Source organism: Agromyces arachidis (assembly GCF_052805135.1).
In genome coordinates this window covers 25046-40701 of the sequence record NZ_JBRBDK010000003.1, presented here as the reverse complement: position 1 = coordinate 40701, position 15656 = coordinate 25046, and the positions used below count along the sequence as shown (strand labels likewise).

Sequence of the window (15656 nt, the reverse complement as noted above, 5' to 3'; positions counted from 1 at the left end):
AGTCTGGACGGGTGACGTCCACGATCGAGCAGCTCGACACCGACCTCGTCGCCGGCGAGGCCGTGCAGGTCGACGTGCCGTGGCAGACGATCGTGTGGGACGACCCGGTGAACCTCATGACGTACGTCGCCTACGTGTTCCGCAGCTACTTCGGCTACCCGCGCGAGGAGGCCGAGCGGCTCATGCTGCAGGTGCACCACGAGGGCCGCGCGGTCGTCGCGTCTGGTGACCGCGAGTCGATGGAGCGGCACGTGCAGGCGATGCACGGCTACGGCCTGCAGGCCACGGTGGCGAGGGCCGAGCCATGATCGTCGCCGGACGCGAGGGGGGCGCGGACGGCGTTCGGCTGGTGCTCGAGACCGAGGAGGCGATGCTCCTCTCGGAGCTCGCCGACCAGGTCGATTCGGTCCTGCTGCTCGGCGGCGACGACGACCCCGCGCTGGGGCGGCTGTTCCCCGCCGCGTACCGCGACGACGAGGCATCGGCTCGCGACTTCGAGCGCTACACGCGCGACAGCCTCGTCGACGGCAAGCGCCAGGCGGCGCAGGCGGTGCGGGACGCCACCGCGGCGGGGCGCGACGACGAGATCGTGGAGATCGAGCTCGACCAGGCGCAGGCGTGGGGGTGGCTGACCTTCCTCACCGACCTGCGGCTGATCCTCGCCGAACGCGTGGGGGTCACCGACCCCGACGAGGCGGAGCCGGCCGACGACGAGCGCGACGACTACCTGCGGGCCGCCTACGAGTGGGCGGGGATCGTGCAGGGATCGATGCTCGAGGTGCTTGACCCGCTCGGCCGGTAGCGGGCCGAAGGTCCCGGCCGCCTCCCCCTGGCGGGTGCAGCATGCGGAGAGGGACGCCCGTGGGGGGCGTGCGATCGGAGGTGCGGCGATGTCGGACACGCAGGTCACGGGTTGGGTCGGCTGGGGCTGGTTCGCCGGGACGATGATCATCATCGCCGGCGCGATCGGCGTGATCCACGGGTTCATCGCGATCCTCCTGCCGGACAACACGTACTTCGTCACCGCGTCCGGGGGCCAATTGATGCTGCTCGATGCCGCCGGCTGGGGCTGGGTGCACCTGTTCCTCGGCATCGGCCTGCTCGCCGTCGGCATCGCGGTGCTGGCCGGCGCGGCCTGGGCGCGCGTCGTGGCGGTCGTGCTCGCCTCGCTCGGCATCCTGGCGAACCTCATGGTGCTGCCCCTGCAGCCGCTCTGGTCGGCGATCGTGATCGCCGTCGACGTGCTCGTCATCTACGCGCTGACCGTGCACGGCAAGGAACTCGCCGCACTCCGCTGACCCGCTCGGCTCGGATCGGCGCGTCGCGGGTCGACCCCGTACGGGCGGGAGTGGCAGGCTGTGTCTCGCGAGCCGTGCGCGTCGTCGGAGGATGGCGGGGCACGGCCAGCTGAGCGGAGGAACCATGTCCCAGCCGTCGTCGATCGCGGGCGTCCTCCGCGAGCCCACCCGGACCATCGAGTCCACCGAGTCGTCGGCCCTGATCGTGGGGTTCGCCCTGTTCGTCCTCGCGACGCCGATCGGCCTGCTGCTCTTCTGGGGCGCCTCGCTCCCGATCGCCGGGCGCGGCTCCCTCGGCGCGGCGGTCGCCATCGGCGGCGCCGTCGCGTCGGCGCTCGCGTTCGTCGCCGGGCGACTGGTGCTCCGGCGCCGGTTCGGATCGAGCGCCGGGGCCGAGGTCGACACGGGTGCGACGCGCGCGCCCGTCGGATCGCCCGGCGCACCCGACCTCCCCGGCCCGCGCCTGCACTGGTTCGACGTGGTCGCGCTCGCCGTCGCGCACGCGGTCGTCGCCCTCCTGGGCTGGACCGGGCTGGCCGACATCCTCGAGCGCAGCTTCCTCGGCGCCGAGGTCTTCCCGATCCCGGCCGCGCTGCTGTTCGGCGTCGCCCTCGCGCTGAGCGGCTACGTCTCGTTCCTCTCGTCGGTGCGGATGACGCCCATGCTGCTCTCGCTCGTGCTGGCGGTGTTCCTCGTGGTCGGGATCCTCGCGGCGATGCTGAGCTCCACCGACCCGTTGTGGTGGGAGAAGAACCTCAGCGCGCTCGGCATCACGAACGACATCTCGTCGCTGGCGTTCAACCTCACGCTGATCATCGCCGGCGCGATCGTGACGATCGTCGCGCGATACGCCACCGCCGGCCTGCCCGCCGGCACGCCGCGGGAGCGCCGCGGTCGCGACTTCGTCCGCTGGGGCCTCGTGGCCATCGGCATCCTGCTGGCGCTCGTGGGGGTGTTCCCCGTCGACGACTTCTTCGCGCTGCACAACACGGTGGCCAGCGGCATGGCGGTGGTCTTCGCGGTGGTGGTGATCGGCCTGCCGCGGTTCCTGCCGACGATGCCGAAGGTGTTCGTCTACCTCGGCTGGGTGTACGTGGGGGTCATCGTCGTGCTGGGCGTGTTCTTCGCGGTGGGCTACTACAACCTCACCGCCGTCGAGCTCGTCGCGGGGGTGCTGATCTTCAGCTGGGTCATCCTGTTCCTGCGCAACACCGGGTCGGCCGGTCCGAGGCGGGTGGTCGCGGTCACCGCGTGACGGATGCCGGCGGCATCCGCTGCTCGTGCGGACGGCCGGGTGCGTGCGCACCCGGCCGTCCGTCGGTCGTGATCAGGAGTGGGAGAGGGCCTTGGCCTTCAGCGCCTCGTACTCCTGGGCGTTGATGGTGCCGGCGTCGAGCAGCGACTTCGCCTTGGCGATCTCGTCGGAGGGGCTGTGCCCGCCCGCCGTCTGGCGGATGTACTGCTCGGTCTGCGCCTGCATGTCCTGCGCCTGCTTCGCCGAGCGGCGGGCCATGCCGTCGCCGCGTGCGATGAGGTAGACCAGGGCGGTCAGGAACGGCAGGAACACCAGGAAGATGATCCACACCGCCTTCAGCCAGCCGTTCAGCTCGTGGTCGCGGAAGAGGTCGCCGATGATGGCGAACAGCGCGAACAGGTAGGCGATGAATGCGAAGCTCCAGAAGAAGATCCACACGATGTTCCAGAAGTTGCTCCAGAAATCCACGGGGGTGCGCCTTTCCGATCGGTGACGGGGAGTGAGGATCGCTCCCTCGAGCGTCACCATAGCGCCGCCGACGCCCGGACCGACAGGACCTTCGGCAGGTGCCCGGGCCGTGTCGTGCGGTGTGATCGGCTCTGGTGCTGTTCGCGCCGAGCGCCTAGTCTGCGGTGACAAGGGGGATGGGATGAGTGAACTGGAATTCGGGCCGGTCGACATCTACGTCGTGAGCTTCGAGGGTTCGCGCCCCGATGACGCGACGCTGGCGGCGCTCGGCGAGTTGATGGTGAACGACCAGGTGAAGCTGCTCGACCTGCTCATCGTGGCCCGCGACGATGACGGCGAGGTCACGGTGCGGGAGTTCGAGGAGTTCCGCGACGAGTTCGGCTTCACGGTGGTCGAACTCGACGCCACGGGCGCGATCGGCGACGAGGACATCGAGGAGCTGGCCGAGATCATCCCGCCCGGAACCGCGGGCGCCATCATGGCGATCGAGCTGATCTTCGCCAAGCGGCTGGCGTCGGCGTTCGCGGCGTCCGGCGGCGAGGTGCTGCAGGTCGAGCGGATCCCCGCGACGGTCGTCAACGAGGTGCTCGCCGAGGCGAGCGAGGAATAGGGGGGCATCGAGATGCCGATCAGGAGAATGGGCCGTCCGGGCCTCGTCGGGATGGCCGCGCGGACGGCGGTCGTCGCCGGCACCGCCACCGCCGTCAGCGGCAGCGTGGCGCGTCGCCAGCAGGCGAAGTACGCCGACCAGCAGGCCGAGCAGCAGGCGGCCGCGCAGCAGCAGTGGGAGGCGCAGCAGTACCAGGCGCAGCAGGCCGCAGCCGCCCAGCAGGCGGCCGCCCCGCCGCCGCCGCCCGCCCCGGCCGCCGGGGTCGACGTGGTGGCCGAACTGCAGAAGCTCGCCGCGCTGAAGGAGCAGGGCATCCTCGACGATGCGGAGTTCGCCGCCGCCAAGGCCAAGCTGCTCGGCTGAGGGCGGCCGGTGGCGGAGGAGCAGGCGCACGACCGGGCGAAGCGCGCCACCGAGATCGTCGGCGTGTTCCTGCTCTCGGTCGTCGCGGTGCTCACCGCGTGGTGCGGCTTCCAGGCGTCGAAGTGGGGCGGCGAGATGTCCATCGCCTTCAGCCAGGCGTCGAGCGCCCGCATCCAGGCCGCGAACGCCGACGGCGAGGCGCGTTCGGCCCAGGCATTCGACCTGACGATCTACGCCGCGTACGTCGAGGCGGTCGGCGACGGCAACGTCGAGCTCGCCGACTACATCCGCGAGCGGTTCACGCCGGCGTTCCGCGTCGCCTACGACGCGTGGGTCGACGGCGGGATGGTCGAGAACGCCCCGTTCGCGCGCGACGAGTACGTGCCCGCGGGCTCGGTCGAGGCCGAGGAGCTCAACGTGCGCGCCGACGAGAAGTTCGCGCAGGCGCTCGAGAACAACCAGCGCGGCGACGACTACTCGCTGCTGACCGTGCTCTTCGCCCTCGTCCTGTTCCTCACCGCGATGTCGCAGCGCGAGATCGCGCCGTGGGTCGGCCGCACCCTGCTCGGCCTCGCCTTCGTCGTCGCGGTCGTCGGCGTGGTCATCATGGCCACGTTCCCGATCCGGATCTGATCGGAGGGTGCTCATGGGTGCGGTGATCGGCGACATCCTCTCGCTCGCGGTGGGCATCGCCGTCAGCCCGATCCCGATCATCGCCGCCATCCTGATGCTGCTCTCGCCACGGGCGCGCAGCACCGCGGTGGGCTTCCTCGGCGGCTGGGTCCTCGGCATCGCCGTCGCCGTGACGGCGTTCACCCTGCTCTCGTCGGTGCTCCCGGAGGACGACCCGGACGCGGCGAAGCCGGTCGCCGGGGTCGTCCAGCTGCTCCTCGGCGCCGGCCTGCTGCTCCTCGCGGTGCGGCAGTGGCGCTCGCGCCCCGGGCCGGGCGAGGAGCCGCCGCTGCCCAAGTGGATGGCGGGGATCGACTCGATGACCGCGGGTCGCGCCGTGGGGCTCGGGTTCCTGCTCGCGGCGGTGAACCCGAAGAACCTGCTCCTCGGCGCCGGCGCCGGCGTCACGGTCGGCACGGCGGGGCTCACGGCCGGCGAGGCGGTCGTCGTGATCGTCGTGTTCACGGTCATCGCCGCGGCATCCGTCGCCGTGCCGGTCATCGCGTACCTCGTCGCCGCCGAACGGATGGCCGGGCCGCTGGAACGCCTCCGCTCCTGGCTCGTGCACGAGAACGCGACCGTGATGGCCGTCCTGCTGCTCGTGATCGGCGTGGTGCTGATCGGCAAGGGCATCGGCAACTTCTGAACCCCGATCGATGGAGGACCGCATGGAGCAGAACGAGGCGACCGAATCGATCCGCGCCCGGCAGCGCGAGCTCGCCGGGCACCTGCCGTTCGACGACCGGAGGGACTTCGACGCCGCCGAGCGCGGGTTCATCGCCGCGCTCGAGCCCGGCGAGATCCGTGCGGCCGACGGCCGGGTGGTGTGGGATGCGAACGAGTTCGCGTTCATCGCCGGCGACGCACCGGACACGGTCAACCCCAGCCTGTGGCGCCAGTCGACCCTTGCCTCGAAGCAGGGACTGTTCGAGGTCGCCGACGGCATCTACCAGGTGCGCGGGCTCGACCTGTCGAACGTGAGCTTCGTCGAGGGCGACGCCGGCGTCATCGTCGTCGATCCGCTGATCTCGCGCGAGACCGCCGCCGCGGCGCTGGCCCTGTACCGCGCCCACCGGGGCGACCGGCCCGTGAGCGCGGTGATCTTCACGCACAGCCACGTCGACCACTTCGGCGGCGTGCTCGGCGTGGTCGACCCCGAGGACGTCCGGCCCGGGGGCGTGCAGGTCATCGCGCCGTACGGCCTCGTCGCCGAGGCGGTCGCCGAGAACGTGTACGCCGGGACGGCGATGTCGCGCCGGGCGGGCTACATGTACGGCGCGGCGCTCGACCGCGGCCCGAGGGGCGCGGTCGGCGCGGGGCTCGGCCAGTCGACCTCGACGGGGCAGCCCGGCATCGTCGTCCCGACGCTCGAGATCCGCACGACCGGCGAGACCCACGTCGTCGACGGCGTCGAGATCGAGTTCCAGATGGCGCCGGGCACCGAGGCGCCCGCCGAGATGCACTTCCTCTTCCCCGGGAGGCGGGCGCTGTGCATGGCCGAGAACGCCACGCACAACCTCCACAACCTGCTGACGCTGCGCGGGGCCCTCGTCCGCGATCCGCACGTGTGGTCGAAGTACCTCACCGAGGCCATCGAGCGCTTCGGCGACCGCGCCGACGTGGTGTTCGCGTCGCACCACTGGCCGACCTGGGGGGCGGACGAGATCCGCGAGTTCCTGGGCCTGCAGCGCGACCTCTACGCCTACCTGCACGACCAGACGCTGCGCATGCTGAACCAGGGCATGACCGGCGCCGAGATCGCCGAGGAGATCCAGCTCCCGCCGGCGCTCGAGAACGCCTGGCACGCGCGGGGCTACTACGGGTCGGTCAGCCACAACGTGAAGGCGATCTCCCAGCGATACCTGGGCTGGTTCGACGGCAACCCCGCCCGCCTCTGGCCGCACCCGCCGAAGGCGCTGGCCGAGCGGTACGTCGCCGCGATCGGAGGCCTCGACCGGGTCGTCGAGCTCGCGCAGCAGGCGTACGACGACGGCGACTTCCGCTGGGCGGCGACCCTGCTCGACCACGCCGTGTTCGCCGACCGCGACCATGCGGCGGCGCGCTCGCTGTACGCCGACACCCTCGAGCAGCTCGCGTACGGCGCGGAGAACGGCACGTGGCGGAACTTCTTCCTCTCCGGCGCCACCGAGCTTCGGGGCGAGAACTTCGGCACGCCGACCTCGACGGCCGCGCCGGAGATCGTGGCGCAGCTCACGCCCGAGCAGCTCCTCGACGCGATCGCGATCACGGTCGACGGTCCCCGCGCCTGGGACCTCGACCTCGCCCTCGACCTGACCTTCACCGACGTCGGCCGCAACTTCCGCGTGACCCTGCGCAACGGCGTGCTCGTGTACGTCGCGAAGCCCGCCGACGAGGCGAGCGCGCAGGCGACGGTCTCGCTCGCGAAGCCGCGCATGCTCGCGCTGCTCGCCGGCGATCGCGAGAGCCCGGGGATCGACAAGCGCGGCGACGAGGGAGTGCTGGACGCGCTCATGTCGGTGCTCCAGCCCGGCGACCCGTCGTTCGACATCGTGCTGCCGTGAGCGGTGGGCTCCGATGACCGGCGGACCCGCCGCGCGGGATCCGGCGCCCGCGACGGATCCCGGACCCGCGCCGGATCCGTCGCCGAGCGTGCGCACCCTCCTGCTGGTGGTCGCCGTCGTGGTGGTGCTCGGCGCGCTCTGGTTCGCGCGCGAGATCGTGGCGCCGCTCGCGCTGGCGGCCGTGCTCGTGATCATCGTGCACCCGCTGCGGCATCCGCTCGAGCGCCGCGGCTGGCCGCGCTGGCTGGCCACGACCGTGGTGGTAGCGGTGGCGTACCTGATCCTCGCCGCCCTCGCCGCGATGCTCGTGTTCGCCGGCTTCGAGTTCGGCGCGCTCGTCACCGACGTCCTCGACGAGCTGCAGGAGGCGGCGGTGGCGTTCGGCGACTGGCTGGCGTCGATCGGGCTCGGGCAGCAGGCGGCGGATGCCGCGGCATCCGCCCTCGACCCGGCCGTGCTGCTCGACGTGGCGCAGGGCGTGAGCGGCTGGCTGCTGGGGTTCCTGACCGCCGCGTTCTTCGTGCTGGCCTACATCATCTTCATGGCCGCCGACGCGGCCCGGTACGGACGCGCGGAGCAGGCGTTCGGGACCGGCATCCGACCGACCGTCGACCGCATCCGGGCGTACGACTCGTCGGTGCGGCGCTACTACGTCGTCAACGCCTCGTTCGGCGCCGTGGTGGCGATCATCGACGGCCTGGCCCTCTGGGCGCTCGGGGTGCCGGCGCCGGTCGTCTGGGCGATCCTCGCCTTCGTCACCAACTTCATCCCCAACGTGGGCTTCGTGCTCGGCCTGGTGCCGCCCGCGGTGCTCGCGTTCGTGGTCGGCGGGCTGCCGCTCATGCTCGCGGTCGTCGCGATCTACTCCGTCGTGAACGTCGTGCTGCAGGTGCTCGTGCAGCCGAAGTTCGTCAGCGACACCGTCGACCTGTCGCTCACGCTGAGCTTCTTCTCGGTGGTGTTCTGGACGTTCGTGATCGGCCCGCTCGGCGCCATCCTCTCGATCCCGCTCACGCTGCTCGTCCGCGACCTGCTGCTCGACCGCGACCCGGGCGCGAGGTGGCTGCGGTGGCTGTCCGGCGACGCCCGCGTTCCCCAGCGGACTCACGGCCCTCCCGGGTGGACCGGCGGGGGAGCGTCTGGTTAGTCTGCAAGCGGGAGAGGGGGCACCCATGCCGCAGCGACGAACCGACCCGAGGGCGACGCAGTGACGGCGGGGGTGCATCTCCGAGGGCTGTCGACCGTGGTGCCGCGCACCGAGCTGCCGCAGGCCGCGGTGCGCGACGTCTTCGCCGCGCAGCCCGGCCTCAACCGGCTGGCGCAGCGGATCATCGCCACCTCCTTCGACGTGTCGGGCATCGAGCGCCGCTACACCGTGCTCGACGAGCTGACCTTCAACGACGTCGACGGCGACCCCGTGTTCTTCGACCGCGAGACCGGCGACCTGCTGATGCCCGGCACGAGGGCGCGCAACGACATCTACGCGATCGAGGCGACGAAGCTCTACCTCGAGGCCGCCCGCGCGGCGATCGCGGCGACGCCCGGCATCGAGGCGTCCGACATCACCCACGTGGTGACCGTGTCGTGCACGGGCTTCTACGCGCCCGGCCCCGACTACATGCTCGTGCGCGACCTCGGGCTCGGACCCGCAGTGCAGCGCTACCACCTGGGGTTCATGGGCTGCTACGCCTCGATGCCGGCCCTGCGCAACGCCGCCCAGTTCTGCGTCGCCGATCCCGACGCGGTCGTGCTGGTGGTCAGCGTCGAGCTGTGCACCCTGCACCTGCGGTCGTCGAACGACCCCGACACGATCGTCGCGTCGTCGCTGTTCGCCGACGGCGCCGGTGCCGGGATCGTGACCTCCCGGCCGCTGGAACCGGGCGAGCGGGCGTTCGCCCTCGACCGGTTCGAGACCCGCATCACCCCGGTCGGCGAGGGCGACATGGCCTGGAAGATCGGCGACCACGGCTTCGAGATGGTGCTCTCGAACGCGGTGCCGTCGATCATCGACGAGCACATCACCGGGGCGCTCGAGCCGCTGTTCGCGCCCGACGACGACCTCGCGTCGGCCCTCGAGGCGGATGCCTCCGGCGACCGCGTCGCGCACTGGGCGATCCATCCGGGCGGACGGAGCATCCTCGACAAGGTCGAGGCGCGGCTGGCGCTGAGCGAGGAGCAGCTCGTGCCCGCCCGCGAGACGCTCCGCGACTACGGCAACATGTCGAGCGTCACCGTACTGTTCGTGCTCCGCAACATCCTCGACCGGCCGGGTTCCGACGACGGCGACCGGGTCGCCGCGATGGCGTTCGGACCGGGGCTGACCGTCGAGTCGGCGCTCCTGACCGTGAAGGGCTGACGGATGCCGCGTCCCGCCGCCGCCGGACCTGGGCTGCTGCGCGCACTGGCGGGCCTCGACCGGCGCGACGAGCACGCCCTCGAGCTCATGGACGATCCCGCCGCCGACCCCGCGGCGCTCGACCGCACCTACCGCCGGTTCGGGCTCGTCAACCGGATCGTCTCGCGGCCCGCGGCCGTGTACGAGGAGTGGGTGCGTCCGCACCTGTCGACCACGCGCACCGCGCGACTGCTCGACGTCGGCGCGGGCGGGGGCGACCTGCCCGCGCGCATCCTGCACCACGCCGAGCGCGACGGGCTGCGGCTCGAGGTGCTCGCGATCGACCCCGACGAGCGTGCGGTCCGGGCCGCCTCGCGGCACGCGGGACAGCGACTGCGCCTCCGGGCGGCGACCACGGCCGACCTGGTCGCCGAGGGCGAGACGTTCGACGTGGTCTGGTCGAACCACGTGCTGCACCACCTCACCGCGCGCGAGCTCGGCGGGCTCCTCGCCGACACCGAGCGGCTCGTCGCCCCCGGCGGCATCGCCGTCCACGGCGACATCGAGCGGAGCCCCGGAGCCTACCTGGCGTTCTGGGCGGCCACCCTGCCCTTCGCCGCCACCGTCTTCGCCGGGTCCTTCATCCGTCCGGACGGCCTGACGTCGATCAGGCGCAGCCACACCGCGCCCGAGCTCGCCCGCGCCGTCCCGAGCGGATGGCGCGTCAAGCGCGGCTTCCCGGCCCGGCTCGAGCTCGTGTGGGGGAGCGAGATCGCCGATGGCTGATCCGGCCGACGCCGAGCGCCCCGTCCCGCCGGAACGCGGTCCGGGCGGGCTCGCGATCCACGACGTCGTCATCGTCGGCGGCGGCGCGGTGGGGCTGCTGCTCGCGTGCCTGCTGGGGCGCCGTGGGCGCGACGTGGTGGTGCTCGAGCGGCGTGCCGAGGCGCCGCCGCCCGGCGCGCCGTCGCGGGCGATCGGCATCCACCCGCCCGGCCTGAAGGCGCTCGACCATGCGGGCGTCGGCGAGTCGGTCCGCGAGCGGGCGGTCCTGATCCGCGAGGGCCGGGTCACCTGCGAGGGGCGCACGCTGGGGGCGTTGCGGTTCCCCCGGTCGGCGCTCGTGCGGTCGCTGCCGCAGCGCGAGGTCGAGGCGCTGCTCGAGGAGCGGCTCGCGGGCCTTGCCACGGTGGACCTGCGCCGCGGCGTCGAGGCCGCCGCGCTCCGCGACCGCGGCACGCACGTCGAGGTGACCGCGACCGAGGCGGGCGCGGAGGTCGCGGTGCCCGCCCGTTACGTCGTCGGCGCCGACGGCGTGCGCAGCGGCATCCGCTCGCTGATCGAGGCGCGCTGGCGCCCCCGGGGGCGGGCCGCGACCTACGTCATGTGCGATGCCCGCGACGACACCGGCGCGCCCGAGACGGCGCTGCTGCACTTCGAGCCGACCGGCGTGGTCGAGTCGTTCCCGATGCCCGGCGGCATGCGGCGCTACGTGGCGCGCGTGCGACGCCGTCCCTCGGTGCTCGACGCGTCGGCGGTCGCCGCCATCGTGGAGGCGCGGACCGGGGCGGGGTTCGACGTTGATGCCGCGGGCCGGCCGACCGCGTTCGACGCGCACCAGCACCTCGCGCAGCCGATCGCCGTGGGGCGCGTGGCCCTCGTCGGCGATGCGGCGCACGAGATCAGCCCGATCGGCGGGCAGGGCATGAACCTCGGCTGGATCGGCGCCCAGCACCTCGCGCACGAGCTGGAGGCGGCGCTCGCCGCGGGGGCGCCGCTCGACGCGTTCGCCGCCTACGAGCGCGGCCGCCGGTCGGCCGCGACGCGGGCGATGCGGCAGGCGGCGTTCAACATGCGGATGGGGGCTCCGGTCGCCGGGCTCCGCCTGCGCGCCCGGAACGCGTCGGTCCGCGTGCTGGCGCTCCCGCCCACGCGAGCCGCCCTCGCTCGCGCGTTCACGATGCGCTGGCTCTGAGGGCTCGCGTTCAGGCGCGGGCGGCGCCGTCGGGGTCGTACGGGGTGAGCACGAAGACGGGGATCTCGCGGTCGGTCTTCGCCTGGTAGTCGTCGTACGGCGGCCAGACCGCCGTGGCCCTCCGCCACCACGCCGCCTTCTCGTCGCCGACGACCTCGCGCGCGAGGTAGTCCCGCTTGTCGGGGCCGTCCTGCAGTTCGACGTGGGGCTGGGCCTTCAGGTTGAAGTACCAGGCGGGGTGCTCCGGGTCGCCGCCCTGCGAGGCGACCACCGCGTACTCGCCCTCGTGCGCGACGCGCATCAGGGCCGTCTTGCGGAGCTTCCCGCTCTTCGCCCCGACGGTCGTGAGCACGATGACCGGACGGCCGCGCAGCTCGCCGCCCTCCCGTCCGCCCGTCGCCTCGTAGGCCTCGGCCTGGTCGCGGGCCCACTTCGACGTGCTCGGTGCGTACTCGCCCTGCAGCGGCATCCGTTCCTCCTCGTTCGGTTCATCCGTCGTGTTCGCCAACGCCTGCGACCCGACCGGCATTCCGTTCTCAGGACGACACGCCGCGGGCCTGCGCCCGCATCGGCGTGTCGTCCTGAGGAACGCCGCGAATCCGCCCACGGCTCCTGAGAACGGTATCCGGGGCGGGCGGCGGGCGGCCGGGGGGCGTGCGGCCGGGCGGCGGGCGGCGGGCGGCCGGACGACGAGCGGATGGCGCGGCGAGCCGCGACGCGGAGGCGAGGGCGGTCCGCATCCGGAATACGGCTCGCGGAGGAAGAGTTGAGCGTAGTACACTCAAGTTTGTCGAAGGGAGCCCCGTGGCCAACATGCAGGGCGCGCCGAGCTCGCAGGAGGAGCAGAAGTCGGCGCTCGAACAGTACGGCGTCAACCTCACCGAGATCGCCCGGCAGGGCAAGCTCGACCCCGTGATCGGCCGCGACGCCGAGATCCGGCGCGTCAGCCAGGTGCTCACGCGCCGCACAAAGAACAACCCCGTGCTCATCGGCGAGCCCGGCGTCGGCAAGACCGCCGTCGTCGAGGGTCTCGCGCAGCGCATCGTGGCCGGCGACGTCGCCGACTCGCTGAAGGACAAGCAGCTCGTCGCCCTCGACATCTCCGCACTCGTCGCGGGCGCCATGTACCGCGGGCAGTTCGAGGAGCGCCTGAAGGCCGTCCTCAAGGAGATCAACGACGCCGAGGGGCGCATCATCACCTTCGTCGACGAGCTGCACCTGCTCATGGGTGCGGGCGGCGGCGAGGGCTCGGTCGCGGCCTCCAACATGCTGAAGCCCATGCTCGCGCGCGGCGAGCTGCGGCTCATCGGCGCGACCACGCTCGACGAGTACCGCGAGTACATCGAGAAGGACGCCGCGCTCGAGCGCCGCTTCCAGCAGGTCTTCGTCGGCGAGCCGAGCGTCGAGGACACCGTGGCGATCCTGCGCGGGCTCAAGGGCCGGTACGAGGCCCACCACGGCGTCACCATCACCGATGCCGCGCTCGTGGCCGCCGCGGCGCTGTCCAACCGGTACATCACCGCGCGGCAGCTGCCCGACAAGGCGATCGACCTCATCGACGAGGCCATGTCGCGCCTGAAGATGGAGATCGACTCGAGCCCGGTCGAGATCGACCAGCTCAAGCGCCAGGTCGACCGGCTGCGGCTCGAGGAGCTCGCGCTGAAGAAGGAGAAGGACGACGCGTCGAAGGAGCGGCTCGAGCGACTGCGCGAGACGCTCGCCGAGCAGGAGCGCGAGCTCGTGCGGCTCGAGGAGCGCTGGGCGCGCGAGCGGATGTCGCTGAACCGCGTCGGCGACCTCAAGAAGCAGCTCGACGACGCGATCACCCGCCGCGACCGGGCCATGCGCGAGGCCGACTACGCGACCGCGTCGAAGCTCGAGTACGAGACCATCGCCGAGCTGCAGCGCGATCTCGACGCCGCCGAGCGCGCCGAGCAGGCGCCCGACGAGCCCCGCATGGTGAACGAGCAGGTCACCGAGGAAGACATCGCCGCGGTCATCGCGCAGTGGACGGGCATCCCCGTCGGCCGGCTCATGCAGGGCGAGACCGAGAAGCTGCTGCACCTCGAGGGCGAGCTCGGGCGCCGCGTGATCGGGCAGAAGCGCGCCGTGGCATCCGTCGCCGACGCCGTACGCCGTGCGCGGGCCGGCGTCTCCGACCCGGACCGGCCCACCGGCTCCTTCCTGTTCCTCGGCCCGACCGGCGTCGGCAAGACCGAGCTGGCCAAGGCGCTGGCCGACGTGCTGTTCGACGACCCGCACGCGATGGTCCGCATCGACATGTCGGAGTACGGCGAGAAGCACTCGGTCTCGCGGCTCGTCGGCGCGCCCCCCGGGTACATCGGCTACGAGCAGGGCGGCCAGCTCACCGAGGCCGTGCGGCGGCGGCCGTACTCGGTCATCCTGCTCGACGAGGTCGAGAAGGCCCACCCCGAGGTGTTCGACGTGCTGCTCCAGGTGCTCGACGACGGGCGGCTCACCGACGGGCAGGGGCGCACGGTCGACTTCCGGAACGTGATCCTCGTGCTCACCTCGAACCTCGGCTCGCAGTTCCTGATCGACCCGACGCTCGACTGGCCCGAGAAGGAGGCGGCGGTCATGGCTGCCGTCCGCCAGTCGTTCAAGCCCGAGTTCGTCAACCGCCTCGACGACCTCGTCGTGTTCGCGGCGCTGATTCAGGAGGAGCTCGGCGAGATCGTCAACCTGCAGGTCGATCGGCTCACGGCGCGGCTGCACGAGCGGCGGCTCGAGCTCGGCGTCACTCCCGACGCCCGCACGTGGCTCAGCGAGCGCGGGTACGACCCGCTCTACGGTGCTCGGCCGCTGCGCCGCCTCATCCAGACCGAGGTGGCCGACCGGCTCGCGCGGGCGCTGCTCGCGGGCGACATCCGCGACGGCGACACGGTCGTGGTCGGGCTCGCGCCCGACGGCCAGCACCTCACGGTGATGCGGGCGCCCGAGCCCGGCGAGGCGCCGCAGGGCGGCGACCACGACGTGATCGACGCCGAGATCGTGGAGGAGTAGGCGAACGCCCAGCCACGCCGGCGACCCGCCGCGTAGGCTCGCACGCATGCTCGCCACCGTCATCCACGCTGCCCGTGACATCCGCGTCGAGGAGGTCCCCGACCCCGAGCTCTCCACCGGGGGCGACGCGATCGTGCGCGTCGTCGCCGCATGCGTGTGCGGCTCCGACCTGTGGCCCTACCGGGGCGTGACCCCGACGAAGCAGCCGCACCGCATCGGCCACGAGTTCGTCGGCGTGGTCGAGTCGGTGGGTGCCGACGTGGCGCAGGTGAAGGAGGGCGACTTCGTGATCGCCCCCTTCTACGTCTGCGACGGCACGTGCGCCAACTGCCGCAATGGCGTCAGCACCTCGTGCGTGCAGGGCAGCTGGTGGGGCGGCCACGACAAGGTCGGCGGCGTCGCCGACGGCGGCCAGGGCGAGCGCGTGCGCGTGCCGCTCGCCGACGGCACCCTCTACGTGGTGCCGGGCCCGGTCGGCGACGACGAGATCCCCGGCCTGCTCACCCTCTCCGACGTCATGGGCACCGGCCACCACGCCGCCGTGTCGGCGGGCGTCGGCCCGGGCGACTCGGTCGCGGTCGTCGGCGACGGCGCCGTCGGCCTGTGCGCGATCATCGCCGCCAAGCGCCTCGGTGCGACCACCATCATCGCCATGTCGCGCCACGCCGACCGACAGGCGCTCGCGCGCGAGTTCGGCGCGACCCAGGTCGTCGAGGAGCGCGGCGACGAGGGGGTCGCGGCCGTGCAGGCCCTGACCGGCGGGATCGGCGCCGATCGCGTGCTCGAGTGCGTCGGCACGAAGGAGGCCATGGACCAGGCGCTCCGATCCGCCCGTCCGGGCGGGATGGTCGGGTACGTCGGCGTGCCGAACGGCGGCCCCGAACTGCCGGTCCGCCAGATGTTCAACAGCAACGTCGGCGTCAACGGCGGGGTCGCCCCGGTGCGCGGGTACATCGAGGAACTGCTGCCGGACGTGCGCTCGGGCGCCATCCGCCCCGGCCTGGTCTTCGACCTCGAGCTGCCGCTGTCGGATGCCGCCGAGGCATACGCCGCGATGGACGAGCGCCGCGCCACGAAGGTGCTGCTCCGGCCGTAGCGCCGCCGCGCGATGGG

The 15656-nt window shown here is 72.6% G+C and carries 17 protein-coding genes; 15 read left to right on the top strand and 2 right to left on the bottom strand.

Going from position 1 to position 15656, the window contains the following annotated elements:
• Positions 1–11 precede the first annotated feature (11 nt).
• From clpS to ACUY4T_RS05090, 4 genes are all read left to right on the top strand, one after another.
• Complete coding sequence (clpS, locus tag ACUY4T_RS05105) at positions 12–308, top strand: ATP-dependent Clp protease adapter ClpS (RefSeq protein WP_446017832.1); 297 nt, start codon at positions 12–14, stop codon at positions 306–308.
• A complete protein-coding gene (locus ACUY4T_RS05100; protein WP_446017831.1) occupies positions 305–802 on the top strand; it encodes a DUF2017 family protein in 498 nt (165 codons plus the stop codon). Before clpS ends, ACUY4T_RS05100 begins: the two co-directional genes overlap by 4 nt.
• A gap of 88 nt (positions 803–890) precedes the next feature.
• A complete protein-coding gene (locus ACUY4T_RS05095) occupies positions 891–1298 on the top strand; it encodes a DUF7144 family membrane protein (RefSeq protein ID WP_446017830.1) in 408 nt (135 codons plus the stop codon).
• A gap of 124 nt (positions 1299–1422) precedes the next feature.
• Entirely contained in the window at positions 1423–2553 is a 1131-nt protein-coding gene (locus ACUY4T_RS05090) for a DUF998 domain-containing protein (RefSeq protein WP_446017829.1), read from the top strand.
• A 72-nt stretch (positions 2554–2625) separates the two neighbouring features.
• Here the strand turns inward: ACUY4T_RS05090 and ACUY4T_RS05085 are convergent, their stop codons facing one another.
• Positions 2626–3021 carry an SHOCT domain-containing protein gene (locus ACUY4T_RS05085; protein WP_446017828.1) on the bottom strand — a complete coding sequence of 132 codons (396 nt, stop codon included), beginning with the start codon at positions 3019–3021 and terminating at the stop codon, positions 2626–2628.
• Positions 3022–3202: 181 nt separating this feature from the next.
• On the opposite strand from ACUY4T_RS05085, the gene ACUY4T_RS05080 reads away from it, so the two are divergent.
• Genes ACUY4T_RS05080 through ACUY4T_RS05040 form a run of 9 tightly spaced genes read left to right on the top strand, consistent with a single transcriptional unit; the run spans position 3203 to position 11519 of the window.
• Entirely contained in the window at positions 3203–3631 is a 429-nt protein-coding gene (locus ACUY4T_RS05080) for a DUF6325 family protein (protein ID WP_446017827.1), read from the top strand.
• A 12-nt stretch (positions 3632–3643) separates the two neighbouring features.
• Positions 3644–3994, top strand: coding sequence for an SHOCT domain-containing protein (locus ACUY4T_RS05075; RefSeq protein WP_446017826.1), 351 nt, complete (start codon positions 3644–3646; stop codon positions 3992–3994).
• Positions 3995–4003: 9 nt separating this feature from the next.
• Positions 4004–4627 (top strand): hypothetical protein, encoded by a 624-nt coding sequence (locus ACUY4T_RS05070; protein WP_446017825.1) that lies wholly within the window; start codon positions 4004–4006, stop codon positions 4625–4627.
• Positions 4628–4640: 13 nt separating this feature from the next.
• Positions 4641–5312, top strand: a complete 672-nt coding sequence (locus ACUY4T_RS05065) for a GAP family protein (RefSeq protein WP_446017824.1) — start codon at positions 4641–4643, stop codon at positions 5310–5312.
• Between the two features lie 22 nt (positions 5313–5334).
• Positions 5335–7209, top strand: coding sequence for an alkyl/aryl-sulfatase (locus ACUY4T_RS05060; RefSeq protein ID WP_446017823.1), 1875 nt, complete (start codon positions 5335–5337; stop codon positions 7207–7209).
• Positions 7210–7222: 13 nt separating this feature from the next.
• Entirely contained in the window at positions 7223–8356 is a 1134-nt protein-coding gene (locus tag ACUY4T_RS05055; protein WP_446017822.1) for an AI-2E family transporter, read from the top strand.
• 60 nt (positions 8357–8416) lie between these two features.
• Positions 8417–9565, top strand: coding sequence for a type III polyketide synthase (locus ACUY4T_RS05050; protein WP_446017821.1), 1149 nt, complete (start codon positions 8417–8419; stop codon positions 9563–9565).
• Between the two features lie 3 nt (positions 9566–9568).
• Entirely contained in the window at positions 9569–10330 is a 762-nt protein-coding gene (locus ACUY4T_RS05045) for a methyltransferase (RefSeq protein WP_446017820.1), read from the top strand.
• Complete coding sequence (locus ACUY4T_RS05040) at positions 10323–11519, top strand: FAD-dependent oxidoreductase (protein WP_446017819.1); 1197 nt, start codon at positions 10323–10325, stop codon at positions 11517–11519. Before ACUY4T_RS05045 ends, ACUY4T_RS05040 begins: the two co-directional genes overlap by 8 nt.
• Before the next feature lie 10 nt (positions 11520–11529).
• On the opposite strand, the gene ACUY4T_RS05035 is transcribed toward ACUY4T_RS05040, so the two are convergent.
• Entirely contained in the window at positions 11530–11988 is a 459-nt protein-coding gene (locus ACUY4T_RS05035; protein WP_446017818.1) for a nitroreductase family deazaflavin-dependent oxidoreductase, read from the bottom strand.
• Positions 11989–12332: 344 nt separating this feature from the next.
• On the opposite strand from ACUY4T_RS05035, the gene ACUY4T_RS05030 reads away from it, so the two are divergent.
• Both ACUY4T_RS05030 and ACUY4T_RS05025 read left to right on the top strand, forming a co-directional pair.
• Complete coding sequence (locus tag ACUY4T_RS05030) at positions 12333–14543, top strand: ATP-dependent Clp protease ATP-binding subunit (protein ID WP_446018131.1); 2211 nt, start codon at positions 12333–12335, stop codon at positions 14541–14543.
• Positions 14544–14589: 46 nt separating this feature from the next.
• Positions 14590–15639: a zinc-dependent alcohol dehydrogenase family protein gene (locus ACUY4T_RS05025; RefSeq protein ID WP_446017817.1), complete on the top strand. Its 1050-nt coding sequence runs from the start codon at positions 14590–14592 to the stop codon at positions 15637–15639.
• Positions 15640–15656: the final 17 nt, after the last annotated feature.

What these genes read in the sequence shown, in the direction of transcription:
- ACUY4T_RS05040 (WP_446017819.1), top strand. Translation starts at nt 10,323, where the DNA reads ATGGCTGATCCGGCCGACGCCGAGCGCCCCGTCCCGCCGGAACGCGGT.
- ACUY4T_RS05025 (WP_446017817.1), top strand. Translation starts at nt 14,590, where the DNA reads ATGCTCGCCACCGTCATCCACGCTGCCCGTGACATCCGCGTCGAGGAG.
- ACUY4T_RS05080 (WP_446017827.1), top strand. Translation starts at nt 3,203, where the DNA reads ATGAGTGAACTGGAATTCGGGCCGGTCGACATCTACGTCGTGAGCTTC.
- ACUY4T_RS05030 (WP_446018131.1), top strand. Translation starts at nt 12,333, where the DNA reads ATGCAGGGCGCGCCGAGCTCGCAGGAGGAGCAGAAGTCGGCGCTCGAA.
- ACUY4T_RS05090 (WP_446017829.1), top strand. Translation starts at nt 1,423, where the DNA reads ATGTCCCAGCCGTCGTCGATCGCGGGCGTCCTCCGCGAGCCCACCCGG.
- ACUY4T_RS05060 (WP_446017823.1), top strand. Translation starts at nt 5,335, where the DNA reads ATGGAGCAGAACGAGGCGACCGAATCGATCCGCGCCCGGCAGCGCGAG.
- ACUY4T_RS05075 (WP_446017826.1), top strand. Translation starts at nt 3,644, where the DNA reads ATGCCGATCAGGAGAATGGGCCGTCCGGGCCTCGTCGGGATGGCCGCG.
- ACUY4T_RS05045 (WP_446017820.1), top strand. Translation starts at nt 9,569, where the DNA reads ATGCCGCGTCCCGCCGCCGCCGGACCTGGGCTGCTGCGCGCACTGGCG.
- ACUY4T_RS05065 (WP_446017824.1), top strand. Translation starts at nt 4,641, where the DNA reads ATGGGTGCGGTGATCGGCGACATCCTCTCGCTCGCGGTGGGCATCGCC.
- ACUY4T_RS05095 (WP_446017830.1), top strand. Translation starts at nt 891, where the DNA reads ATGTCGGACACGCAGGTCACGGGTTGGGTCGGCTGGGGCTGGTTCGCC.
- ACUY4T_RS05055 (WP_446017822.1), top strand. Translation starts at nt 7,223, where the DNA reads ATGACCGGCGGACCCGCCGCGCGGGATCCGGCGCCCGCGACGGATCCC.
- ACUY4T_RS05100 (WP_446017831.1), top strand. Translation starts at nt 305, where the DNA reads ATGATCGTCGCCGGACGCGAGGGGGGCGCGGACGGCGTTCGGCTGGTG.
- ACUY4T_RS05035 (WP_446017818.1), bottom strand. Translation starts at nt 11,988, where the DNA reads ATGCCGCTGCAGGGCGAGTACGCACCGAGCACGTCGAAGTGGGCCCGC.